General features: G+C 68.8%; 17 protein-coding genes. 8 read left to right on the top strand and 9 right to left on the bottom strand.

Translation table 11 applies throughout. The features are described from left to right. The first annotated feature begins 124 nt into the window (after positions 1 to 124). Positions 125 to 2251, top strand: coding sequence for a TonB-dependent receptor (locus tag L0977_RS07675; protein WP_234264268.1), 2127 nt, complete (start codon positions 125 to 127; stop codon positions 2249 to 2251). Between the two features lie 129 nt (positions 2252 to 2380). Here the strand turns inward: L0977_RS07675 and L0977_RS07670 are convergent, their stop codons facing one another. From L0977_RS07670 to L0977_RS07660, 3 genes are all read right to left on the bottom strand, one after another. Continuing rightward, a complete protein-coding gene (locus L0977_RS07670; RefSeq protein WP_234264267.1) occupies positions 2381 to 3343 on the bottom strand; it encodes a 1-phosphofructokinase family hexose kinase in 963 nt (320 codons plus the stop codon). Between the two features lie 113 nt (positions 3344 to 3456). Beyond that, a complete protein-coding gene (locus L0977_RS07665; RefSeq protein WP_234264266.1) occupies positions 3457 to 4851 on the bottom strand; it encodes an aminopeptidase P N-terminal domain-containing protein in 1395 nt (464 codons plus the stop codon). A gap of 66 nt (positions 4852 to 4917) precedes the next feature. Continuing rightward, the gene (locus tag L0977_RS07660; protein ID WP_234264265.1) at positions 4918 to 5691 is read right to left on the bottom strand and encodes a nucleotidyltransferase family protein; all 774 of its coding nucleotides are present in this window, start codon (positions 5689 to 5691) and stop codon (positions 4918 to 4920) included. A 196-nt stretch (positions 5692 to 5887) separates the two neighbouring features. On the opposite strand from L0977_RS07660, the gene tkt reads away from it, so the two are divergent. Together tkt and gap are read left to right on the top strand one after the other, a co-directional pair. After that, positions 5888 to 7957, top strand: coding sequence for a transketolase (tkt, locus tag L0977_RS07655; protein ID WP_234264264.1), 2070 nt, complete (start codon positions 5888 to 5890; stop codon positions 7955 to 7957). 42 nt (positions 7958 to 7999) lie between these two features. Next, complete coding sequence (gene gap, locus L0977_RS07650) at positions 8000 to 8998, top strand: type I glyceraldehyde-3-phosphate dehydrogenase (protein WP_234264263.1); 999 nt, start codon at positions 8000 to 8002, stop codon at positions 8996 to 8998. 310 nt (positions 8999 to 9308) lie between these two features. Here the strand turns inward: gap and L0977_RS07645 are convergent, their stop codons facing one another. From L0977_RS07645 to L0977_RS07635, 3 genes are all read right to left on the bottom strand, one after another. Continuing rightward, entirely contained in the window at positions 9309 to 10004 is a 696-nt protein-coding gene (locus L0977_RS07645; protein ID WP_234264262.1) for an SPOR domain-containing protein, read from the bottom strand. Then, entirely contained in the window at positions 9998 to 10810 is an 813-nt protein-coding gene (locus L0977_RS07640) for a biotin--[acetyl-CoA-carboxylase] ligase (RefSeq protein WP_234264261.1), read from the bottom strand. The genes L0977_RS07645 and L0977_RS07640 overlap by 7 nt, the downstream gene beginning before the upstream one ends. Positions 10811 to 11105: 295 nt before the next feature. Next, on the bottom strand, positions 11106 to 11633 hold the full coding sequence (locus L0977_RS07635; protein ID WP_234264260.1) for an SET domain-containing protein: 528 nt from the start codon (positions 11631 to 11633) through the stop codon (positions 11106 to 11108). A gap of 117 nt (positions 11634 to 11750) precedes the next feature. Between L0977_RS07635 and L0977_RS07630 the strand changes: the two genes are divergently transcribed. Both L0977_RS07630 and L0977_RS07625 read left to right on the top strand, forming a co-directional pair. Further along, positions 11751 to 14684, top strand: a complete 2934-nt coding sequence (locus tag L0977_RS07630; protein ID WP_234264259.1) for a DNA topoisomerase III — start codon at positions 11751 to 11753, stop codon at positions 14682 to 14684. 39 nt (positions 14685 to 14723) lie between these two features. Next, positions 14724 to 15368, top strand: a complete 645-nt coding sequence (locus tag L0977_RS07625) for a glutathione S-transferase family protein (protein ID WP_234264258.1) — start codon at positions 14724 to 14726, stop codon at positions 15366 to 15368. 310 nt (positions 15369 to 15678) lie between these two features. On the opposite strand, the gene L0977_RS07620 is transcribed toward L0977_RS07625, so the two are convergent. After that, on the bottom strand, positions 15679 to 16416 hold the full coding sequence (locus tag L0977_RS07620) for a siderophore-interacting protein (RefSeq protein WP_234264257.1): 738 nt from the start codon (positions 16414 to 16416) through the stop codon (positions 15679 to 15681). A gap of 60 nt (positions 16417 to 16476) precedes the next feature. Between L0977_RS07620 and L0977_RS07615 the strand changes: the two genes are divergently transcribed. After that, positions 16477 to 16911 (top strand): MarR family winged helix-turn-helix transcriptional regulator, encoded by a 435-nt coding sequence (locus L0977_RS07615; RefSeq protein ID WP_234264256.1) that lies wholly within the window; start codon positions 16477 to 16479, stop codon positions 16909 to 16911. 18 nt (positions 16912 to 16929) lie between these two features. On the opposite strand, the gene L0977_RS07610 is transcribed toward L0977_RS07615, so the two are convergent. Together L0977_RS07610 and L0977_RS07605 are read right to left on the bottom strand one after the other, a co-directional pair. After that, a complete protein-coding gene (locus L0977_RS07610; protein ID WP_234264255.1) occupies positions 16930 to 18369 on the bottom strand; it encodes a sensor histidine kinase in 1440 nt (479 codons plus the stop codon). Between the two features lie 55 nt (positions 18370 to 18424). Continuing rightward, positions 18425 to 19099 carry a response regulator gene (locus L0977_RS07605; RefSeq protein ID WP_234264254.1) on the bottom strand — a complete coding sequence of 225 codons (675 nt, stop codon included), beginning with the start codon at positions 19097 to 19099 and terminating at the stop codon, positions 18425 to 18427. 293 nt (positions 19100 to 19392) lie between these two features. On the opposite strand from L0977_RS07605, the gene L0977_RS07600 reads away from it, so the two are divergent. Both L0977_RS07600 and L0977_RS07595 read left to right on the top strand, forming a co-directional pair. Next, the gene (locus tag L0977_RS07600) at positions 19393 to 19872 is read left to right on the top strand and encodes a cupin domain-containing protein (protein WP_234264321.1); all 480 of its coding nucleotides are present in this window, start codon (positions 19393 to 19395) and stop codon (positions 19870 to 19872) included. Positions 19873 to 19906: 34 nt separating this feature from the next. After that, entirely contained in the window at positions 19907 to 20872 is a 966-nt protein-coding gene (locus L0977_RS07595) for a VOC family protein (RefSeq protein WP_234264253.1), read from the top strand. Positions 20873 to 20892 lie beyond the last annotated feature (20 nt).

The following is a 20892-nucleotide window of genomic DNA, read 5'->3' as shown; positions in this document are numbered from 1 at the left end:
GCGCATGCCATCATCGGTTTGTCAATGATTGCGAATCAATCGTATCGAATGGGCTGGTGACCAGGTCCCCGGAGGGAGGGGTCGCCGGGCCCTTTTCCGATCTCCCAACCAGGAACCCCTGTCCATGAAAACGTCGTCTGGCCGCCGGATGCGGCCCAATCCTTTTGTCCTGGCATTGCTGGCGGGCAGCACCGCCGCGATGGCACAGACCCCGGCCAGCAGCGCCGAAGACACCGTGCTGGCGCCGGTGGTCGTGCGCAGCAAGTACGAACGCGAAGACCTGCCCGCCCGGGCGCCGGGCAACAAGGCCGCTTCGGGTGCGCGCCTGGGCATCCTGGGCGCCACGTCCATCATGGAAGCGCCCGTGCACGTCAACGCCTACACGCGCGAGCTGGCCGAGGACTGGTCCGCGCTGACGCTGCAGGACGTGCTGGAGAACGACTCCGCCGTCGTCTTCACCACCAACAAGAACCACCTGCTGCAGAACTTCAACCTGCGCGGCCTGGACATGGGCGCGATGGACATCGCCACCAACGGTCTGTACGGCATCGCCCCGGCCAATTCGGTGCCGGTGGAGATGTTCGAACGCATCGAGGTGCTGCGGGGCCCGAACGTGCTGCTTTCGGGCATGCCGCCGCTGTCCAGCGTGGCGGGCACCGTCAACATGGTGACCAAGCGCGCGCTGGCGCAGCCCGTGACCGACCTGACGCTGACCTACGGCTCCGAGTCGTACTTTCAGGGCCATGTCGACGTGGGCCGCCGTTTCGGCGATCAGCAGCGGCTGGGCCTGCGCTTCAACGGGGTGTACGGCTCCGGCGACATGGGCGCCAAGGGCGAAGAGCAGAGCCGCCGGGTCGGCGCGCTGGCGCTCGATTACCTGGGCGACAGCGCCCGCTTCTCGCTCGATCTCTACAGCAGCGTCAACAAGATCGACAACGGCAGCCCGGGCATGTTCAACTTCCTGGGCAATGCGTCGATCCCTGGCGTGGGCCGGCTGCTGTCGCCGCCTTCGGGCGACACCAACATGTTCCGCGGCACGCACGGTGAGTACGACAACAGCGGCGTGCTGGCGCGCGCCGAGGTCGACTTCTCCCGGGACTGGCAGGGCTATTTCGCGGTCGGGGGCTCCGAGGCCGAAGGCCAGGGCCTGCTGTTCGGCACGCGCGCCTATGTCACCGGTGAGGACGGCACCACACGCGGGGCGATCTACAACGTGCACACGAAATCCGAGCGCCGCACGGCCGAAGCCGGGGTGATCGGCACGTTCGACACCGGCGGCGTCAAGCACCGCCTGCAGCTCTCGGCCAACGTCCTCAAGCACAAGGAAGGCACGGTCAACACGGCCTGCAACTACTGCTACACCACCAACCTGTACGACCCGGTGGTGCCGGTCTTCCCGGCAGCGCCGACCTGGAAGGGTTACACCACCCAGAACGAGTACCGCTCGCTCGCGGTGGCCGACACCCTGGGTTTTGCCGACGACACCGTGCTGCTCACGGTGGGCGGCCGCCACCAGACGGTGGAGATGCCGCTGTCCGGTTACAGCGAAGCGCGCTTCTCGCCCATGGTGGCCGCCGTCGTGCGGCCCTGGGGCGAACAGGTCTCGCTGTTCGGCAACTACACCGAAGGGCTGGAGCCGGGTCAGGTCGTGGGCGTGGGTTATGCCAACGCCGGCGAGGCCCTGCCGCCCAAGCAGACCCAACAGGTCGAGTTCGGCACCAAGCTGCAAAGCGGCGCGCTGACGCACACCCTCAGCGCCTTCCAGATCCAGCGCCCGTCTTTCATCAGCAACAGCGCCAATCAGCTCGTCGACGACGGTGAGCAGCGCCTGCGCGGCGTGGAGTGGAGCCTGTATGGCCAGCTGACGAAAGACCTGTCGCTGCTGGGCGGGATCACCCACATCCGTTCCGAGCAGCGCAACACCGGCAAGGACACCTTCGGCACGCCCGAATGGCGTGTGCGCCTGGGGCTGGACTGGCAGACACCCGTGCAGGGCCTGAAGGTGGGCGGCCGCGTGATCCACACCGGCACGCAGTGGGCCGACTCGGGCAACAAGCTGCGCATGCCCTCGTGGAACCGGCTCGACCTGAACGCCAGCTACGCGACCCAGATCGGCGCCACGCCCGTGCGCTTCAACGCCAGCGTGGAAAACGTGGCCGACAAGAAGTACTGGATCGGCACCTTCGGCGACGGCTTCGTCATGGCCGGTGCACCGCGTACCTTCAAGCTGTCGGCCACGGTGTCGTTCTGATCGGCGGCGGTGCGGCCCCCGAGGCATCGGGCACGCGCATTGCGGGCCCATGGCTGGCTGCCCTTTGCGCGTTTCTGGCCGCGAAAGCCCCGTCAGGGCCCGCCCAGCGGCCGAGCCAGCCGCTCACGTTCAAGCCTCCTGGGTGATCACCACCTGCGGCTGCAGGCGCTGCGCGTCTTCGGCCTTGCTCAGGCCGGTGCCGGCGGTGAGCAGCGCGGCCGAGCCGGCGGCGATGCCCCAGGTGAAGGCTTCCTGCAGCGGCAGGCCGCGCTGCAGGCCCCAGACCAGGCCGCCGACGAAGCTGTCGCCCGCCCCCACAGCGCTGGCCACGGGAATGTCCAGCGCCGGCGTGCTCCACACACCTTCGCGCGTGGCCAGCACCGCGCCCAGATGGCCCAGCGTCAGCGCCACCACCTCGGCCCGGCCCTGGCGCACCAGGTCCTGCGCGGCGGCCTGCCACTGCGCGGCGTTGTCCAGCGGGCGGTCGACCAGCGCGCTCAGTTCACGCAGGTTGGGCTTGAACAGCCAGACACCTTCGGCCAGTGCGGCCGCCAGCGCCGGGCCCGAGGTGTCGAGCACGAAGCGGCCGCCGCGCTGGCGCGTCAGCGCCGCCAGCCGGGCGTAGAAATCGGTGGGCGCGCCGGGCGGCAGGCTGCCGCTGGCCACGAGGATGTCGGGGAAAGGCTGCAGCGCTTCCAGGTATTGCAGGCAGTGCTGCCATTCGGCCTCGCTCAGGTGCGGGCCCGGCATCACGAAGCGGAATTCGGCGCCCGTGCTGTGTTCGTGCACGGTGAAGCTCACGCGGGTCTCCTGCGCGATGGGCAGGAAGGCGGTGTCCAGGCCTTCGGCATCCATGCGGTGCCGGAGCCAGTCGCCCGATGGCCCGCCCGCCGGGCAGACCGAGAGGCAGTGGCCGCCCAACTGCGTGAGCACGCGCGCCACGTTGACACCGCCGCCACCCGCATCGTGCAGCGTGTCGCCGCAGCGCAGCTTGTGGGTGGGGACGACCTGGTCGGTTTCCGTGGCGAGATCCACCGACGGATTCATGGTCAGGCAGAGGACGGACAAGGGAAGGGCAATGGCGGTGCTCATGGCGGGATTGTCGGCCAACAGCGGGTCTGGCCCCCGGCCTGCGGCGCCCGTGGAACCGGCTTGGCCGGGTCGTTGGTGCGTGGCCTCTGGAAGCGCCTCCGCGGCGCAGGGGGTCACCGCATCAGGGCTTCGATCTCGTCGCCGTCCACCGGCACGTCGCGCGTGATGAGTTCGCAGCCGGTGGCGGTGACCACCGCGTCGTCCTCGATGCGGATGCCGATGTTCCAGAACGCCTCGGGCACATCGGGCGCAGCCTGCACGTAGAGGCCGGGCTCGATGGTGGTGACCATGCCCGGGCGCAGGATGCGGCTGGGCCGGTCCTTGATGGTTTCGCCGCTGAGCGGGTCCTGGCGCTCGCTGCCTTGGCCGAGTTCCGTCGGTTCCACGTAGCTGCCGCAGTCGTGCACGTCCAGCCCCAGCCAGTGGCCGGTGCGGTGCATGTAGAAGCGGAAGTAGGCGCGCTGCGCGATCACGTCCTCGGCACTGCCGAGCCGGCGGCGGTCGAGCAGGCCCAGGTCGAGCAGGCCCTGCGCCAGCACCTTGACGGTGGCCTCGTGCGGGTCGTTGAAGCGGTTGCCGGGTTTCGTGGCGGCCACGGCCGCCTCCTGGCTGGCCAGCACCAGGTCGTACAGCGCGCGCTGCGGGCCGGTGAAGCGGCCACCCGCCGGGAAGGTGCGGGTGATGTCGCTGGCGTAGCCGTCGAGTTCGCAGCCGGCGTCGATCAGCACCAGCTCGCCGTCGCGCACCGGGGCGGCGTCGGCACGGTAGTGCAGCACGCAGGCGTTGGCGCCGGCCGCGACGATGGAGCCGTAGGCCGGAAACTGCGAGCCGTGCTGGCGGAATTCGTGCAGCAGTTCGGCGTCGAGGTGGTACTCGCGCACGTCTTCACCGGCGCGGATCATGCGCGCGCTGCGCTGCATGGCGCGGATGTGGGCGCGGGCGCTGATCTGGGCGGCGCGTTTCATCACGCCGATTTCGTGCGCGTCCTTGACCAGGCGCATCTCGTCGAGCACGCCGCACAGGTCGCGCTGGTTTTCGGGGCACAGCGCACCGAAGCGCACGCGGGCCCGCACGCCCGAGAGCCAGCCGCCGACGCGGCTTTCCAGCCCGCTGTGGATGGCGAACGGGAACCACACGGTGCTGCGGTTTTCCAGCAGGCGCGGCATGCGCGCATCCAGTTCGTCGATGGCGAAGGCGGCGTCCACACCCAGCGCGTCGGGCGCGGCCTGCGGGCCGAGGCGGATGCCGTCCCAGATCTCGCGCGCCGGGTCCTTGGGCTGGCAGAACAGCGTGGTGTGGCCTTCGGCGGTGATCACCAGCCAGGCGTTGGGCTCGGTGAAGCCGGTGAGGTAGTAGAAGTAGCTGTCGAAGCGGAACGGAAAGTCGCTGTCGCGGTTGCGCGGGCGTTCCGGTGCGGTGGGCACGAGGGCGATGCCGCCGGGGCCCAACTGGGCGGCCACGCGGGCGCGGCGTTCGGCGTAGAGAGCGTGGGAGGTCTGGGCGTCCATGGAGGCATTGTGCGGCTTTTGCGCGGCTTGCGCAGTGCCCTGGCCTTGTGAGGCCACGGCGCCCGGTCAGCCGGCGTTCAGCGCTGCCAGCCGCTCGGGCGTGCCCACATCGGTCCAGTCGCCGGTGAAAAGCTCGGCGCTCACGCGGCCGGCGTCCATCGCGCGGCGCAGCAGCGGTGCCAGCGGCGCGGCAACACCTTCCGGGTTGCCGGGGGGGATGTCGCACCAGGGCGCTTCGAACAGCGCGCGCCGGTACAGGCCGATGGTGCTGTAGGTGTAGCGGGGGGCGGCGTCGGCGGCGTCTTTCGGCAGGTTCAGGGCCCGGCCGTCGGGTGCGAGGCCGAAGTCGCCCAGCGGGTTGTGCGCCGGGTTGGGCACCAGCCACAGGTGGGCCAGGGCGTCGCTGGCGGCGAAGCGGGCGAGGGCGTCGGCGCTGAACACGAAGTCGGGCGCGTACACGTCGCCGGCGAGCACCCAGAACATGGTGTCCAGCAGGGGCAGCGCGCGCGCGATGCCGCCGGCGGTTTCCAAGGCACGGCCGAAGTCGTCGCCCTCGTGCGAGAAGCGCAGCGAACCGCCAGGGTGCCCGGCCGGCCAGTCGGCGAAGTGCGTGGCGATCTGCGGGCCCAGCCAGGCGGTGTTGACCACCAGGTGCTGGAAGCCGCCGCGCCACAGCGCTTCCATGGGCCACTGCATCAGCGGTTGCCCGCGCACCGTCAGCAGGGGCTTGGGGGTGTGGTCGGTCAGCGGTCGCATGCGTTCGCCCCGGCCGGCAGCCAGCACGATGGCGGCGCCTGGCGGGGGGGCTGGGTGGGGCTCGGCGGGCAGCGAAACGCTCATGGCAGACGGGCCGGGTGGCCTGCGGTCAGGATGGGAAAGGGCGATTATTCAGCAGCGGGCGCGCGGCCCGGCGGCCGTGCCGACCGGGGTGTCGAAGCCCGCGCCGGTGGATGGCGGCGGGCGGGCCGATAAAATCGCGGGTTTGGCGCCATCGCCGGCCCGGCGGGTGCTTTCTTTTGTCCTCCCCTCCGCTGCCATGTCCGACGCCACCGTTTCCCCCACCACGGCCCCCGCCGTCACACCCCTGGTTCAAGCCAACGCCATCCGCGCGCTGGCCATGGACGCGGTGCAGGCCGCCAATTCCGGCCACCCCGGCGCGCCCATGGGCATGGCCGACATGGCCGTCGCGCTGTGGGGCCGCCACCTGCGCCACAACCCCACCAACCCGGCCTGGGCCAACCGCGACCGCTTCGTGCTGTCCAACGGCCACGGCTCCATGCTGATCTACGCGCTGCTGCACCTGACGGGCTACAAGCTGCCGATCGGCGAACTCAAGAACTTCCGCCAGCTTGGCAGCAAGACCGCGGGCCACCCCGAAGTCGGCCACACCCCCGGCGTCGAGACGACTACCGGCCCGCTGGGCCAGGGCATCACCAACGCGGTGGGCATGGCGCTGGCCGAGAAGCTGCTGGCGTCCGAGTTCAACCGCGAAGGCCATGCCATCGTCGACCACCACACCTATGTCTTCATGGGCGACGGCTGTCTGATGGAAGGCATCAGCCACGAGGCCGTGGCCCTGGCCGGGGCCTGGAAGCTCAACAAGCTGATCGCGCTGTACGACGACAACGGCATCTCCATCGACGGCCAGGTCGCGCCCTGGTTCATCGACGACACGCCCAAGCGCTTTGAAGCCTGCGGCTGGAACGTGATCCGTGCCGTCGACGGCCACGACGCCGACGCCGTGGACGCCGCCATCGCCGCCGCCAAGAACAGCGCCGACAAGCCCACGCTGATTTGCTGCAAGACCCACATCGGCCAGGGCAGCCCGAACCGCGCCAACACCGCCAAGGCCCACGGCGAGCCGCTGGGCGCCGAAGAAATCAAGCTCACCCGCGAAGCGCTGGGCTGGCACCACGCCCCGTTCGTGATCCCTAAGGACGTGTACGCCGCCTGGGACGCCAAGGACGCCGGCAAGGCTGCTGAAGCCGCGTGGAGCGCCCAGTTCGCCGCCTACAAGGCCGCCTTCCCCGAGCTGGCCAAGGAATTCACCCGCCGCATGAAGGGCGAGCTGCCCAAGTCGTTCAACCAGGTCGCCGTCAACGCCGCCGTCGAAGCCCACACCAAGGCCGAGACCGTGGCCAGCCGCAAGGCCAGCCAGATCGCGCTGGAGCACTTCACCGCAGCCCTGCCCGAACTGCTGGGCGGCTCGGCCGATCTGACCGGCTCCAACCTGACCAACACCAAGTCCACGCCCAACCTGCGCTTTGACCTGGCCGGCAATGTCGTGAAGAACGACGCTGGGGTGGGTGGCCGCCACATCAACTACGGCGTGCGCGAATTCGGCATGGCCGCGATCATGAACGGCGTCGCCCTGCACGGCGGTTTCATCCCCTACGGCGGCACCTTCCTGACCTTCAGCGACTACAGCCGCAACGCCATCCGCATGGCCGCGCTGATGAAGCAGCGCGTGATCCACGTGTTCACGCACGACTCCATCGGCCTGGGCGAAGACGGCCCCACGCACCAGTCGATCGAGCACGTGGCCAGCCTGCGCCTGATCCCGGGCCTGGACGTCTGGCGCCCGGCCGACACGGCCGAAACCGCCGTGGCCTGGGCCGTGGCCCTGCAGACCGCCAACCGCCCCAGCGCCCTGTGCCTGTCGCGCCAGAACCTGCCGTACGCGCCCAAGGCCGACCTGGCCGACATCAGCAAGGGCGCCTACGTGCTGTCCGAGCCGGCCGACGTCGGCCTGAAGAAGAAGGCCCAGGCGGTCATCATCGCCACCGGCTCCGAAGTGCAACTGGCCCTCAAGGCCCAGGAAGCCCTGGCCAAGGAACACAAGATCGCCGTGCGTGTGGTCTCGGTGCCCAGCACCAGCGTATTCGATCGCCAGAGCGCCGAGTACAAGGCTGCCGTGCTGCCCAAGGGTCTGCCGCGGGTCGCCGTCGAAATGGGTTCGACCGATGGCTGGTGGAAGTACGGTGTGTCGGCCGTGGTCGGCATCGACACCTACGGCGAATCGGCCCCCGCGCCGGTGCTGTTCAAGCATTTCGGCTTCACCCCCGAGAACGTGGCCGACACGGTGCGGACCGTGCTGGCGAAGTAATCAGGTTTCGGTTTTTTTCATCCATCCACAGGAGCAGAAGACATGGCTATCCAAGTCGGTATCAACGGATTCGGCCGTATCGGCCGCAACGTGCTGCGCAGCGCGATCCAGAACTTCCCGGACATTCAGATCGTTGCCATCAACGACCTGCTCGAGCCCGACTACCTGGCCTACATGCTGCAGTACGACAGCGTGCACGGCCGCTTCAAGGGCAGCGTCAGTGTGGAAGGCAACACCCTGGTGGTCAACGGCAAGAAGATCCGCCTGACCGCTGAGAAAGACCCGTCCGCCCTCAAGTGGAACGAAGTCGGCGCCGACGTGGTCATCGAATCCACCGGCATCTTCCTGGACAAGGCCGGTGGCGAAAAGCACCTGGCTGCGGGCGCCAAGAAAGTCATCTTCTCCGCCCCCTCCAAGGACGACACCCCGATGTTCGTCTTCGGCGTGAACGACAAGACCTACGCTGGCCAGACCATCATCTCCAACGCCTCCTGCACCACCAACTGCCTGGCCCCCGTGGCCAAGGTGCTGCACGACAAGTGGGGCATCAAGCGCGGCCTGATGACCACCGTGCACGCCGCCACCGCCACACAAAAGACCGTGGACGGCCCCAGCAACAAAGACTGGCGCGGTGGCCGCGGCATCCTGGAAAACATCATCCCGTCCTCCACCGGTGCCGCCAAGGCCGTGGGCGTGGTGATCCCCGAGCTGAACAAGAAGCTCACCGGCATGAGCTTCCGCGTGCCGACCTCCGACGTGTCGGTGGTCGACCTGACGGTGGAACTCAACAGCGAAGCCAGCTACGAAGAGATCAAGGCCGAGATGAAGGCGCAGAGCCAGGGCGCGCTCAAGGGCGTGCTGGGCTACACGGAAGACAAGGTGGTGGCCACCGACTTCCGCGGCGAGACCTGCACCAGCGTGTTCGACGCCGACGCCGGCATCGCGCTGGACAAGACCTTCGTGAAGGTCGTGAGCTGGTACGACAACGAATGGGGCTACTCCAACAAGTGCCTGGAGATGGTGCGGGTCGTCGCGAAGTAAGGCACACCCCCCTGCGCCGCTGACGCGGCTTCCCCCCTCTGTGGCGCGGCTGCGCCGCTTCGAGGGGGGACGGCACCTGTGGCCCGGCTAAGCCGGTTCCACGGTGCCTGCGGCGCTTGAAGGCATTTCGCGTCGACCATTTCCGGGCTGAGCGGCCCGCCGCAAACCCAGATGCTCCGGCGCGCTGTGTCCCCTGCGCCGGGCGTCGAGGGTCCGGCTTCGCCGGCCCCAGACGCCGTCCCCCCTCGAAGCGGCGCAGCCGCGCCACAGAGGGGGGAAGCCGCGTCAGCGGCGCAGGGGGGTGTTCCCCCTACTCACAGGATTGCAGCAGTTTGCCGGCCATCGCGGACCCCAGGGCGGCGATGGCCGCGCGCTGTTCGGCCGTGCTCTGGGGCAGTCGCAGCACGAACTGGGCGCTTTCGGGGCGTTCCTGCGCGACGCGGGCGGTGCGCACGCCCTTGCGCTGGACATCCGCCAGGCCTTGTTCGGCCGAGGCTTCGGCGCTGTAGGTGCCCAGTGCCAGCCCCGGCGCGAGGCCGGCGGTGGACACTTCGCGGAAGTCCACCTTGAGCTCGCGCAGCTCGGCCTTCTTGCGTTGCATCTGGTCGTCGTTGAGCCGGCCCATGTAGACGATCCAGCGACCGCCGGCGCGAACCTCGGCCAGATCCCAGGCGCCGGTGAGCGTGGCGTTGTGCTCCAGCGCTTCGCGCAGCGTGCCGGCTTGTTCGGGGGTGAACCCCTGGGCGCGCATGCACACCGTGGGCTCGGGCGGCAGCGCACCGGGGTCCGGCGATGCCATGGCGGCGTCGGTGGTGGCCGCCGTCGCCGGTGGGTTGGGCGGTGGACCATTGAGCAGCTCCACCGCTTCGGGCCGGACCTGCTGCTGCAGCCGCTCGGGCTCGCTCTGCACCACCGGCGCGAGCCCCAGGGGGCCGAGCCAGCCCTGGGTCCAGGCGAAATAGAGCGCATTGGCCAGCAGCAGCACGAGGGCGGTCATTCTCAGCATGGGCGCACACTCACTTCTGCGCTGGTGATGGCCCGCATGCCAGCGGCGGTCTGAATCAGCAGGGCGCCTTGCTCGTCCACGCCGCGGGCCGTGCCCTCGGTGCCGTCGGACAGGCGCACCGGCCGCCCGGCCAGCGCGTCGCGGCGGGCAAAGCCCGGTGCGAAGGCGCCGAACCCCTCTTCGGCGAAGCGCAGCACGTCGCGCACCAGGGCCGGGGCCACGCGCGCCAGGGCCTCGCCGGCGGTGACCCCCATCCAGACTTCGGCCAGACCGGCTGGCGGCATCGCGGCCGGGGCGCCGGGCGTGGCCGCGGCCATGGCCGACACCACCTGGGTGTCGGGGCGGGCCAGGTTGATGCCGGCCCCGATCACGACACCGCGTGGCATGCTGGCCCCGCCGCCATGGCCGAGGCTGGCGGTCTCGACCAGGATGCCGCCGAGCTTGCGGCCGTCGAGCCAGAGATCGTTGGGCCATTTCAGCCGCACATCGGTATGCAGGCTCTCGGCCAGGCTCACGCCCACGGCCAGTGACAGCCCCGACCATTCCCGGGGCGTCAGCGGCAGGGCCAGTGAAAAGGTCAGCGACTGGCCGGGCCGGCTGTGCCAGCTGCGGCCCACGCGACCGCGGCCGGCCGTCTGTGTTTCGGCCACCAGCAGCACCGGGTCGAGCGCACCCGCGCGGGCCCGGCGCATGAGTTCGGTGTTGGTGGAGTCGATGCTGGGCAGCACTTCCACCGTGAAGCCCGGAAGCAGGGGCGCGACGGCCTGCCATATCGCTTCGCTGTGGGCCAGCAGATCGGTGTTCATGCGCGGCGGGGAATGACGCAGGCGCGCGCGCCGGTCCGCGCGCCGGGGCCTGGATGCCCGCTTTCGCGGGCATGACGGGCATGGGGCTGTTGGCGACCCGTGCAGCGGTGGAGCGTAGGGGCCAACGGGCCAGCCGCCGGGCCGCCCCAAAGCAGGCCCAGCCCCCTCGGGGGGCAGCGACCCGCGCAGCGGTGGAGCGTGGGGGGCACCGGGCCAGCCGCCGGGCCGTCCCAAGGCAGGCCCAGCCCCCTCGGGGGGCAGCGACCCGCGCAGCGGTGGAGCGTGGGGGCCTTTTTCATCCCAGTTTGGTCGCCCGTCCGCCCCGCTTGGGGGCCAGCAGCGTGCCGCGGCACTGGGCGGCGCCGCACCAGCAGGGGTATTGCGCCTTGAGCTTGGGGGTGTAGGGCTCGTCGATCACCAGGCCGTAGTCGTAGAACAGCTCTTCGCCGGCGCGGATGTTGCGGCGCGCCCGGATGAACACCCGGCCGCCGTCCACTTCGGCTTCGCAGTTCGGGTCGCAGCTGTGGTTGATCCAGCGCGACGAGTTGCCACCGAACTTGGCATCGATGACGTGGTCTTCGTCGATGTGGAAATAGAAGGTGTGGTTTGGGTCGCTCGGGTCGTGCGGGTGGCGGCGCAAGGCCTCGGTCCAGGAAATGATCTCGCCCGTGTATTCGATCAGGGTCTCGCCCTCGGCCAGGTCGACCACGGCGTAGACCCCCTTGCCATGGACGCCCGAACGCCGGGTCTGGATGCGCCGGCTCGGTGGGGTGGCGGGCGCTGCGGGGCGTGTGGCGGGGCTCGAAGCGGGGCTTTTTTTCACAACCGGAAATTTTGGTAAGGTTGTTTGTGCAGGTGCGCGCGTGTGCGTGCGCCTGCCCACACGTGCGCGTGTACACGCGCGTGAACCTCAAATTGTAGAGACGAAACAGACGGTTCTATGAAAACCGAAGGCAGCAAGACTCTGGTGATCGCCGAGAAGCCCTCCGTGGCGCAGGACATCGTGCGTGCGCTCACGCCGGTGGCGGGCAAGTTCGACAAGCACGACGACCACTTCGAGAGCGACCAGTACGTGGTGACCTCGGCCGTGGGCCACCTGGTGGAGATCGCCGCGCCCGAGCAGTTCGACGTCAAGCGCGGCAAGTGGAGCTTTGCCCACCTGCCGGTGCTGCCGCCCTTCTTCGACCTCAAGCCCATCGACAAGACCAAGTCGCGCCTGAACGCGGTGGTCAAGCTGGCGCGGCGCAAGGACGTGGCCCGCCTCATCAACGCCTGTGACGCGGGGCGCGAGGGGGAGCTGATCTTCCGCCTGATCGAGCAGTACGCCGGCGGCGCCAAGGGCGGCCTGGGCAAGCCGGTGCAGCGGCTGTGGCTGCAGTCGATGACGCCACAGGCGATCCGCGAAGGCTTCGACAAGCTGCGCAGCGACGAGCAGATGCGCGGCCTGGCCGACGCGGCGCGCAGCCGCTCCGAGGCCGACTGGCTGGTGGGCATCAACGGCACGCGCGCCATGACGGCCTTCAACTCGCGCGACGGTGGTTTCTTCCTGACCACCGTGGGCCGGGTGCAGACGCCCACGCTGTCCATCGTGGTCGAGCGCGAAGAACAGATCCGCGCGCACAAGGCGCGCGACTACTGGGAGATCCACGCCAGTTTCCTGGCCGAGGCCGGCGAGTACCCGGGCAAGTGGTTCGACCCGGCGTTCAAGAAGCCCACCGGCGACGATGCTGACGCCGATCAGCGCGCCGACCGCCTGTGGGACCAGCGAGAGGCCCTGGCCATCGTCGAAGCCGTGCGCGGCAAGGCCGCCAGCGTCACCGAGGAGAGCAAGCCCACCACGCAGGCCTGCGGCCTGCTGTACGACCTGACCAGCCTGCAGCGTGAGGCCAACGGCCGTTTCGGCTTCTCCGCCAAGACCACGCTGCAACTGGCGCAGAGCCTGTACGAACGGCACAAGGCGCTGACCTACCCCCGGACCGACTCGCGCGCCCTGCCCGAGGACTACCTGGGCACGGTGAAGCAGACCTTCGAGATGCTGGCCGACAGCGGCATGAAGCACCTGGCGCCGCACGCGCTGACGGCGCTCAACGGCAACTACATCAAGCCGACCAAACGCATCTTCGACAACAGCAAGGTGTCGGACCACTTTGCCATCATCCCCACGCTGCAGGCACCCAGCGGCCTCTCGGAAGCCGAACAGAAGCTCTACGACCTGGTGGTGCGCCGCTTCATCGCGGTGTTTTTCCCCAGCGCCGAGTTCCTGGTGACCACGCGGATTTCCAAAGTCTTGAACCATCACTTCAAGACCGAAGGCAAGGTGCTGGTCAAGCCGGGCTGGATGGCGGTGTACGGCAAGGAAGCCGCGGAAGATGTCGAGGGTGCCAAGGACGGCGACAAGGGCCAGAACCTGGTGCCGGTGCGCGAGGGCGAGACGGTGCGCACCGAGTCCGTCGAGGCCAAGGGCCTGAAGACCCGCCCGCCCGCCCGCTATTCGGAAGCCACGCTGCTGGGTGCCATGGAAGGCGCGGGCAAGTTCGTCGAAGACGACGAACTGCGCGAAGCCATGCAGGAAAAAGGCCTGGGCACGCCAGCCACGCGCGCGGCCATCATCGAAGGCCTGCTGACCGAAAAATACATGCTGCGCGAAGGGCGCGAGCTGATTCCCACGGCCAAGGCCTTCCAGCTCATGACCCTGCTGCGCGGCCTGGAGGTCGAAGAGCTGTCCAAGCCCGAGCTGACCGGCGAGTGGGAATACAAGCTGGCGCAGATGGAGCAGGGCAAGCTCTCGCGCGAAGCCTTCATGACGCAGATCGCGGCCATGACAGAGCGCCTGGTCAAGAAGGCCAAGGAATACGACCGCGACACGGTGCCGGGCAACTACGCCACGCTGACCGCGCCCTGCCCCAACTGCGGCGGCATCGTCAAGGAGAACTACCGCCGCTACACCTGTACCGGCGCCGACGGCCACAGCGAGGGCTGCGGCTTTTCGTTCACCAAGTCGCCGGCCGGCCGCACGTTTGAAGTGGCCGAGGCCGAGGCGTTCGTGCGCGACAAGCACATCGGCCCGCTCGAAGGCTTCCGTTCCAAGGCCGGTTGGCCCTTCGTGGCCGAGATGACGCTCGCCTACAGCGACGAAGACAAGAACTGGAAGCTGGAATTCGACTTCGGCGACGACCGGAACGACGACGAAACCGGCGAGCTGGTGGACTTCGCCGGCCAGTCGGGCCTGGGGGCCTGCCCGGTCTGCGGCGCGCCGGTTTACGAGCATGGCGCCAACTACGTCTGCAGCAAGGCCGTGCCCACCGTTCAGCAAGCCACGCCGAGCTGCACCTTCAAGAGCGGCAAGGTCATCCTGCAGCAGCCGGTGAGCCCAGAGCAGATGGGCAAGTTGCTGGCCACCGGCAAGACCGACCTGCTCGACAAATTCGTGTCCATGCGCACGCGCCGCAGCTTCAAGGCCTTCCTGGCCTGGGACAAGGAAGCGGGCAAGGTCAATTTCGAGTTCGAGCCGCGCGAGAGCAAGTACCCGCCCCGCAAGACGGCCGGTGGCGCTGCGCGCCCGGCCGCCAAGGCCGCGCCGGCGAAGAAGGCGGTCGCCGCCAAGAAGGCCGCCGCACCGAAGGCACCCCGCAAGACCACCGCCGCCACCGGCAAGCGGCCCAGTGCCGCCCTGGCCGCCGTGATCGGCAGCGAACCCGTGTCGCGCCCCGAGGTGGTCAAGAAGCTGTGGGACTACATCAAGGCCCAGGGCCTGCAGGACGCGAAGGACAAGCGCAGGATCAACGCCGACGACAAGCTGCGTCCCGTGTTCGGCAAGGACCAGGTGACCATGTTCGAGATCGCCGGCCTGGTGGGCCAGCACCTGTCCGACTGATTTTCCTCACCGTTCACACTCATCCAGGAGACAACCACCATGAGCCTGAAGCTCTTCTTCGCCCCCGGGGCGTGTTCCTTCGTGCCCCACGCCATGCTCGAACTGGCGGGTGCCGAGTTCGAACCCACCATGGTCAAGCTGCACAAGGGTGAGCAGCGCAGTGCCGAATACCTGGCGCTGAACCCGCGCGGCCAGGTGCCGGTGCTGGTGGACGACGGCGAAGTGATCACCCAGATCGTGGCCATCCTGCTGCACCTGGACGCGAAGTTTCCGCAGGCGGGCATCCTGCCGGCTTCGGGCCTGGCGCGCACGCGCGCGCTGTCCACGCTGGCCTGGATGAACAACACCGTGCACCCGACCTTCACGCACGTGTTCATGCCGCAGAAGTTCACCGACGACGACGAGGCGCAGAAGGCCATTCGCGCCCACGCAGCGGCCACTTACCGTGGCCTGCTGGGTGAGATCGAGGCCCTGGCCGCCCAGGCCTCGCCCTGGATCACGGGCGACAAGCCGTCGGCGCTGGACGCCTATGTGCTGACCCTGCTGCGCTGGGGCGGCTACGCCGGCATCAACCCGGAAGACTTCCCGGCCAGCTGGGCGCTGGTCCAGCGCCTGGCCGCCTTGCCACCGGTGGCGCGCGCCATCGAGCGCGAGCGGCTGCAGCTGAACGTGTACAGCCAGTGAACACCCCCCTGCGCGCCTGACGGCGCTTCCCCCCTCTGTGGCGCGTCGCAGTGCGACGCTTCGAGGGGGGACGGCGTCTGGGGTCGGCGGAGCCGGACCCTCGACGCCCTGCGGCGGAGACACAGCACGCCGGAACGGCTATGGGTGAAAAAGGGATGCTTGGCCCCGGACATGGCCGGAGCGAAATGCCTTCCAGCCCCAAGGCGCCGTGGAACCGGCTTTGCCGGGCCACAGGTGCCGTCCCCCCTCGAAGCGGCGCAGCCGCGCCACAGAGGGGGGAAGCCGCCTCTGGCGGCGCAGGGGGGTGTTTTCAGAGATCTTCGTGGAAGCTGCTGGTGCCCTGTTTCCAGTAGGCGGAGATGCGGGTGTGGGTGCGGGGCACGGCGTGGTGGTTCAGCACGACCTCACGGGCGCGCGCCATCAGGTCGGCTTCGCCGGCACACCACACAAAACCTTCCCCTTCGGGTCGCTTCAGGTGGTGCAGGGCCCGGACAAAGGCTTCGGGGTCGCTCACCCATTGCACCTGCTGGCCGGGTTGCAGTGCCAGTGGTCGCTGGTCCTGTTCCGGGACCAGGATCAGGGCCTGCACCGGTGAGCCGGCGGGCAGCTCCTCCAGGCGGCGCGCGATGGCGGGCAGCGCGGTCGCGTCGCCGGCGAGCCAGTGCCAGTCCAGGTTGGTGGACACGATCTGGGAGCCGCGTGGGCCGGCAATGGTGGCCGCATCACCTTCGCGGGCCTGGCGGGCCCATTCGGCGGCCAGGCCACCGTCGTGCAACGCGAACTCCAGCGTCAGGCGGCCGTGCACGGGGTCGTGCCGGCGCGGCGTGTAGTCCCGGCGCTGTTCCTGGCCTTGGGCGTCGGTGAAGAAGAACTTGAGGTGGTCGTCGAACGACATCGACACCAGGCCCCCCAACGTGGAGCCGGTGAAGGTGATGGCGCGGAAACCGGGGCTGGGGGTGTCGATGCGTTCGATCCGCAGGTCCCGGCGCACGATGTCGTGGCGCACGCGCTGGACCGGAGAAGAGGGGGTAACAGGATGGGGATTCATGGCAATTGGTTGATAATGTCAATCAGATCATCGATCAAATAATTGATAAAGTCAACCACCATGAAACCTGCCCACGAAGAACCGGTGCTGGACGCCGTGCACGAGCTGATGCACCTGGCGCGTTCCCGCATGCGCCAGCTTATGGTCGGCGCGGGCCACACCCTGGGGCCGATGGAGGGGCGGGCGCTGGCGTTTTTTGTCCGGCAACCGGGCAGCACGCTCAGCGACCTGGTGGCGCACGCGGGACGGGACAAGGGGCAGCTCGCCCGGCTGGTGGGCAGCCTGCGCGATCTTGGGTTGCTGGAGAGCCGCCCGGACGAGGCGGACCGGCGGGTCTCCCGGCTGTACCCCACGGCTGCGGCGCTGGACATCCACCAGCGCGTCGGCGCAATCCGGCGTCAGGTGGCGCAGCAGGCGGTCGCGCCGCTGAGTGCCGCAGAGCGCGTGCAATTGGCCGATCTGCTGGAGCGGATGAACCGGCAGCTGCGGCCCTGACGGCGCCCGGCAGCGGGTTCACTCGCCGGCGGGCCGGCGCGGGACGAAACGGATCGACACCCGCAGGCCGCGGCGCGCCGCGTCGGGGTGCGCATCTTCCATGGCGATCACGGCGTTGTGCTGCTGGGCGATCTCGTGCACGATCGCCAGCCCGAGGCCGGAGCCGTCGACGTTGGTGCCCAGCGCGCGGTAGAAAGGCTGCAGCACGAAGGCACGTTCGTTTTCGGGAATGCCCGGGCCATCGTCCTCGACCTGGAGCACCTGCACGCCGCTGAAGCGGTCGAGCAGCACGCGCACCGTCACCACGCCACCGGCGCCGCTGTAGTGGATGGCGTTGTCGACCACGTTGCGCGTCATTTCCTGCAGCAGGGTCGGGTTGCCGTCGATCAGCGCGCTCTCGGGAATGGCGTCCGGCCCTTCGTAGCCCAGGTCGATACCGTGTTCCAGCGCGCGGGGCACCGAGTCCTGCACCACCTCTGTCACCAGCCGGGCCAGGTCGATGCGGGCCGAGGGCAGCGCGCGGCCCGTGGTTTCGGCGCGGGCCAGCGCCAGCAACTGGTTGACCGTGTGGGTGGCGCGGGTGCTGGAGCGGGCGATCTGCTGCAGGGAACCGCGGATCTCCTTCGGGTCGGTCTCGCGCTGCGCCAGCTCGGCCTGCATGCGCAGCCCAGCCAGCGGCGTCTTGAGCTGGTGGGCCGCGTCGGCCAGAAATCGCCGCTGGGTCGTCAGCGACGCCTTCAGCCGCGCCAGCAGGTCGTTGATGGACGAGACCAGCGGGGCCACTTCCTGCGGAATGAAGGCCTCTTCGATCGGGCTGAGGTCGTCGGGCTTGCGGGCACGGATCTTCTGTTCGAGATCGTTGAGCGGGCGGATGCCGCGCACCAGCGCCATCCACACCAGCAGCACCGCCAGCGGCAGGATGACGAACTGCGGCACCATCACGCCCTTGATGATTTCGGTGGCGAGCGTGGAGCGTTTGCCCTTGGTTTCGGCCACCTGCATCAGCACCAGCCGGCCGGGCTCGGTGCCCCGTGCGAGCCAGGCGTAGGCCACGCGCACATCGTCGCCGCGCACCACGTCGTCGCGCAGCATCACGCGTCCGGGCACGGGCGACTCGTTGTCCGCCGGCAGCGGAAAGTCGCCTTCACCGCTGATGACGTCGCCGCGCGGGTCGAGCACCTGGTAATAGACGATGTCGCTGTCGTCGGCGCGCAGCAGGTCGCGCGCCTGCGGCGTGAGGTCGAAGTGCACGCGCCCGCTTTTGACCACCACGAACTGGGTCAGGGCCTGCAGGTTGAATTCGAGGGCACGGTCAAACGGTTTGCTGGCAATGCCTTGCGCGACGAACCAGGTCAGCGCCAGCGACAGGGGCCACAGCAGCAGCAGAGGCGTGAGCATCCAGTCGAGGATCTCGCCGAAGAGGCTGCGCTGTTCGCGCTGGAATAGACCGAAAGACATCGGGCCGAGGCGCTCGCCCGATGCGCTGGAGGGCGGGGCGCTGCCTCCGCCCGGTTCAGCCGGGGATCTTTTCAAGGCAATAGCCGAGGCCGCGCACGGTGGCGATGCGGATCGGGCCTTTTTCGATCTTCTTGCGCAGGCGGTGGATGTAGACCTCGATGGCGTTGTTGCTCACCTCTTCGCCCCATTCGCACAGGCGTTCGACGAGCTGGTCCTTGCTGACGAGGCGGCCGGCGCGCTGCAGCAGCACTTCGAGCAGGCCGAGCTCGCGCGCCGAGAGTTCGACCATCTTGCCGTCGATGGTGGCCACCCGGCCGGCCTGGTCGTAGACCAGCGGGCCGTGCTTGATGGTGGAGCTGGCCCCGCCCATGCCGCGGCGCGTGAGGGCGCGCACGCGCGCTTCGAGTTCCTGCAGCGAAAACGGCTTGGCCATGTAGTCGTCGGCGCCCAGGTCCAGGCCCTTGACGCGCTCCTCGATGGCGTCGGCCGCCGTGAGGATGAGCACCGGCATGGTGGAGCCGCGCGAGCGCAGGCGCTTGAGCACCTCCAGACCGTGCAGGCGCGGCAGGCCCAGGTCGAGGATCAGCAGATCGAACTCGTTGTTGGTCATGAGGGCCGCATCGGCCTCGCTGCCACTGGCCACGTGATCGACGGCGGCACCGGCGGCGCGCAGACTGCGCAACAGCCCGTCCGCGAGCACCTGGTCGTCTTCGGCTATCAGGATGCGCATGCGCAGTCTCCTCCTTGCTGTGGCAATGGCTGGCCGCGCCGGTCCTGGCGGGCCGCGGGCGTGCCTGTGCAGCCATTTTAGGCGGCGCCCAGGGGGGCCGCAGCGGCGGACAAACCCGTGGGTGGCGGCAGGCTTTCTCAGTAAATCACTCGGATTTGGCTTGACCCTCTGACGGCTCGGGGATTACGATGCAGGCGTTTTAATAAAGAAACATTGTTTTGTATATAAAACAACCGGAGGTCAACATGGTTGCCGTCGTCACCGAGTCCCCTTCCTACCAACCCCCCGCCGGCATGGACCTGGCGCAGTGGATGCAAAGCCGCGTGGCCACACGGGCCACGCGCCGCTACGACTGGGAGGCGCTGAAATTCCAGGCCGACCTCGATCCCAAGTACCGGCGCGCCCAGATGCGCTACGTGGGCACCGGTGCCACCGGGGTGGCCAACGATGCCAACACGGTGCAGGCCGAGCATTTCACCTTCTCGACCATGATCCTGCCGGCCGGTGCCGAGGGGCCGCTGCACATCCACACCGATGTGGAAGAGGTCTTCTTCGTTCTGCGCGGCCGCGTGAAGCTGATCGCCGAACTGAACGGCGAAACCTGGGAGATGGAAGCGGGCGAACGCGACCTGATCTCCTGGCCGGTGGGCGTGTACCGGGGGGTGATCAACATCGGCGACGAAGAGGCGCTGATGTGTGTCATCGTGGGCAATCCCAAGCCGGTCACGCCGACCTACCCGCCTGACCATCCGCTGGCGAAGGTCAAGCGTTGAGCATTCCAATGCCGGTTTCACAGGACCTTCCGACATGAGCATCCAGGGTATCGACGAAATCACCTACGGCGCGCAGGATCTGGACACCTGCAGCCGCTTCTTTGCCGACTGGGGGCTGACCCTGGTGGACGAAGCGCCGCAGCGCCGGGTGTTTGAATGTCTCAACGGCTGCCGCGTGGTGGTGGCCCACAGCGACGCGGCCGACGTGCCGCCCGGCGTGGAGCCGGACCCGACACTGCGAGAGGTGGTCTGGTCGGTGGGCACGACCGCCGAGCTGGACGCCTTGCGCACCCGGCTGCAGGACCAGCCTGGTTATGTCGACGACGGCGAGCGCATCGGCTGCACCGACCCCAACGGCCTGGCCGTGCGCGTGCAGGTCACACGCAAGCGCCCGGTGGTGCTGACCTCGGCCGTGACCAACACCTGGAGCGAGCGGCGCCGCATCAACCAGCGCGCGCCGGCCTACGACCGGGCCACGCCGGTGGAAGTGGGCCACGTGGTCTTCTTCGTGACCGACCTGGCGGCCACCGCCGGCTTCTACGAAGAGCGCCTGGGCTTTGTGGTGTCCGACCGCTATCCCGGCCGCGGCGCTTTCATGCGCTGCGCGCCCGAAGGCGGCCACCACGACCTGTTCCTGCTGCAGCCGCCGGAACCGCGCAAGGGCCTGAACCACGTGGCCTTCACCGTGCGCGACCTGCACGAGGTCGTCGGCGGCGGGCTGCACATGTCGCGCCAGGGCTGGAAAACCGAACTCGGCCCGGGTCGCCACCCGATCTCGTCGGCCATGTTCTGGTACATCGAAAACCCGGCGGGCGCGCTGGTCGAGTACTACACCGACGAAGACGAGCTGACCGCCGAATGGGTGCCGCGCGAATTCACGCCCGGCCCCACCGTGTTCGCCGAATGGGCCATCAAGGGCGGTATCGACGGCCACACGCGCCGCCAGGTGAACGCCGAGGCGCCCAGTGGCCGCTTCATGACCGACAAGCCCAAGAGCTGATTCTTCCCGCCACCCGTTTC

This window comes from Hydrogenophaga sp. NFH-34, from assembly GCF_021401345.1.
GTDB lineage: Bacteria > Pseudomonadota > Gammaproteobacteria > Burkholderiales > Burkholderiaceae_C > Hydrogenophaga > Hydrogenophaga electricum.
The sequence above is the reverse complement of the archived record's forward strand: the minus strand, read 5'-3'. Positions and strand labels throughout refer to the sequence as shown.

Excerpts from the sequence above, each read along its gene's own strand:
- L0977_RS07660 (WP_234264265.1), bottom strand. The coding sequence starts at position 5,691 with ATGAGCGTTTCGCTGCCCGCCGAGCCCCACCCAGCCCCCCCGCCAGGC.
- L0977_RS07605 (WP_234264254.1), bottom strand. The coding sequence starts at position 19,099 with ATGCGCATCCTGATAGCCGAAGACGACCAGGTGCTCGCGGACGGGCTG.
- L0977_RS07645 (WP_234264262.1), bottom strand. The coding sequence starts at position 10,004 with ATGCTGAGAATGACCGCCCTCGTGCTGCTGCTGGCCAATGCGCTCTAT.
- L0977_RS07610 (WP_234264255.1), bottom strand. The coding sequence starts at position 18,369 with ATGTCTTTCGGTCTATTCCAGCGCGAACAGCGCAGCCTCTTCGGCGAG.
- L0977_RS07600 (WP_234264321.1), top strand. The coding sequence starts at position 19,393 with ATGGACCTGGCGCAGTGGATGCAAAGCCGCGTGGCCACACGGGCCACG.
- L0977_RS07595 (WP_234264253.1), top strand. The coding sequence starts at position 19,907 with ATGAGCATCCAGGGTATCGACGAAATCACCTACGGCGCGCAGGATCTG.
- L0977_RS07625 (WP_234264258.1), top strand. The coding sequence starts at position 14,724 with ATGAGCCTGAAGCTCTTCTTCGCCCCCGGGGCGTGTTCCTTCGTGCCC.
- gap (WP_234264263.1), top strand. The coding sequence starts at position 8,000 with ATGGCTATCCAAGTCGGTATCAACGGATTCGGCCGTATCGGCCGCAAC.
- L0977_RS07630 (WP_234264259.1), top strand. The coding sequence starts at position 11,751 with ATGAAAACCGAAGGCAGCAAGACTCTGGTGATCGCCGAGAAGCCCTCC.
- L0977_RS07620 (WP_234264257.1), bottom strand. The coding sequence starts at position 16,416 with ATGAATCCCCATCCTGTTACCCCCTCTTCTCCGGTCCAGCGCGTGCGC.
- tkt (WP_234264264.1), top strand. The coding sequence starts at position 5,888 with ATGTCCGACGCCACCGTTTCCCCCACCACGGCCCCCGCCGTCACACCC.
- L0977_RS07615 (WP_234264256.1), top strand. The coding sequence starts at position 16,477 with ATGAAACCTGCCCACGAAGAACCGGTGCTGGACGCCGTGCACGAGCTG.
- L0977_RS07670 (WP_234264267.1), bottom strand. The coding sequence starts at position 3,343 with ATGAGCACCGCCATTGCCCTTCCCTTGTCCGTCCTCTGCCTGACCATG.
- L0977_RS07665 (WP_234264266.1), bottom strand. The coding sequence starts at position 4,851 with ATGGACGCCCAGACCTCCCACGCTCTCTACGCCGAACGCCGCGCCCGC.
- L0977_RS07640 (WP_234264261.1), bottom strand. The coding sequence starts at position 10,810 with ATGAACACCGATCTGCTGGCCCACAGCGAAGCGATATGGCAGGCCGTC.
- L0977_RS07675 (WP_234264268.1), top strand. The coding sequence starts at position 125 with ATGAAAACGTCGTCTGGCCGCCGGATGCGGCCCAATCCTTTTGTCCTG.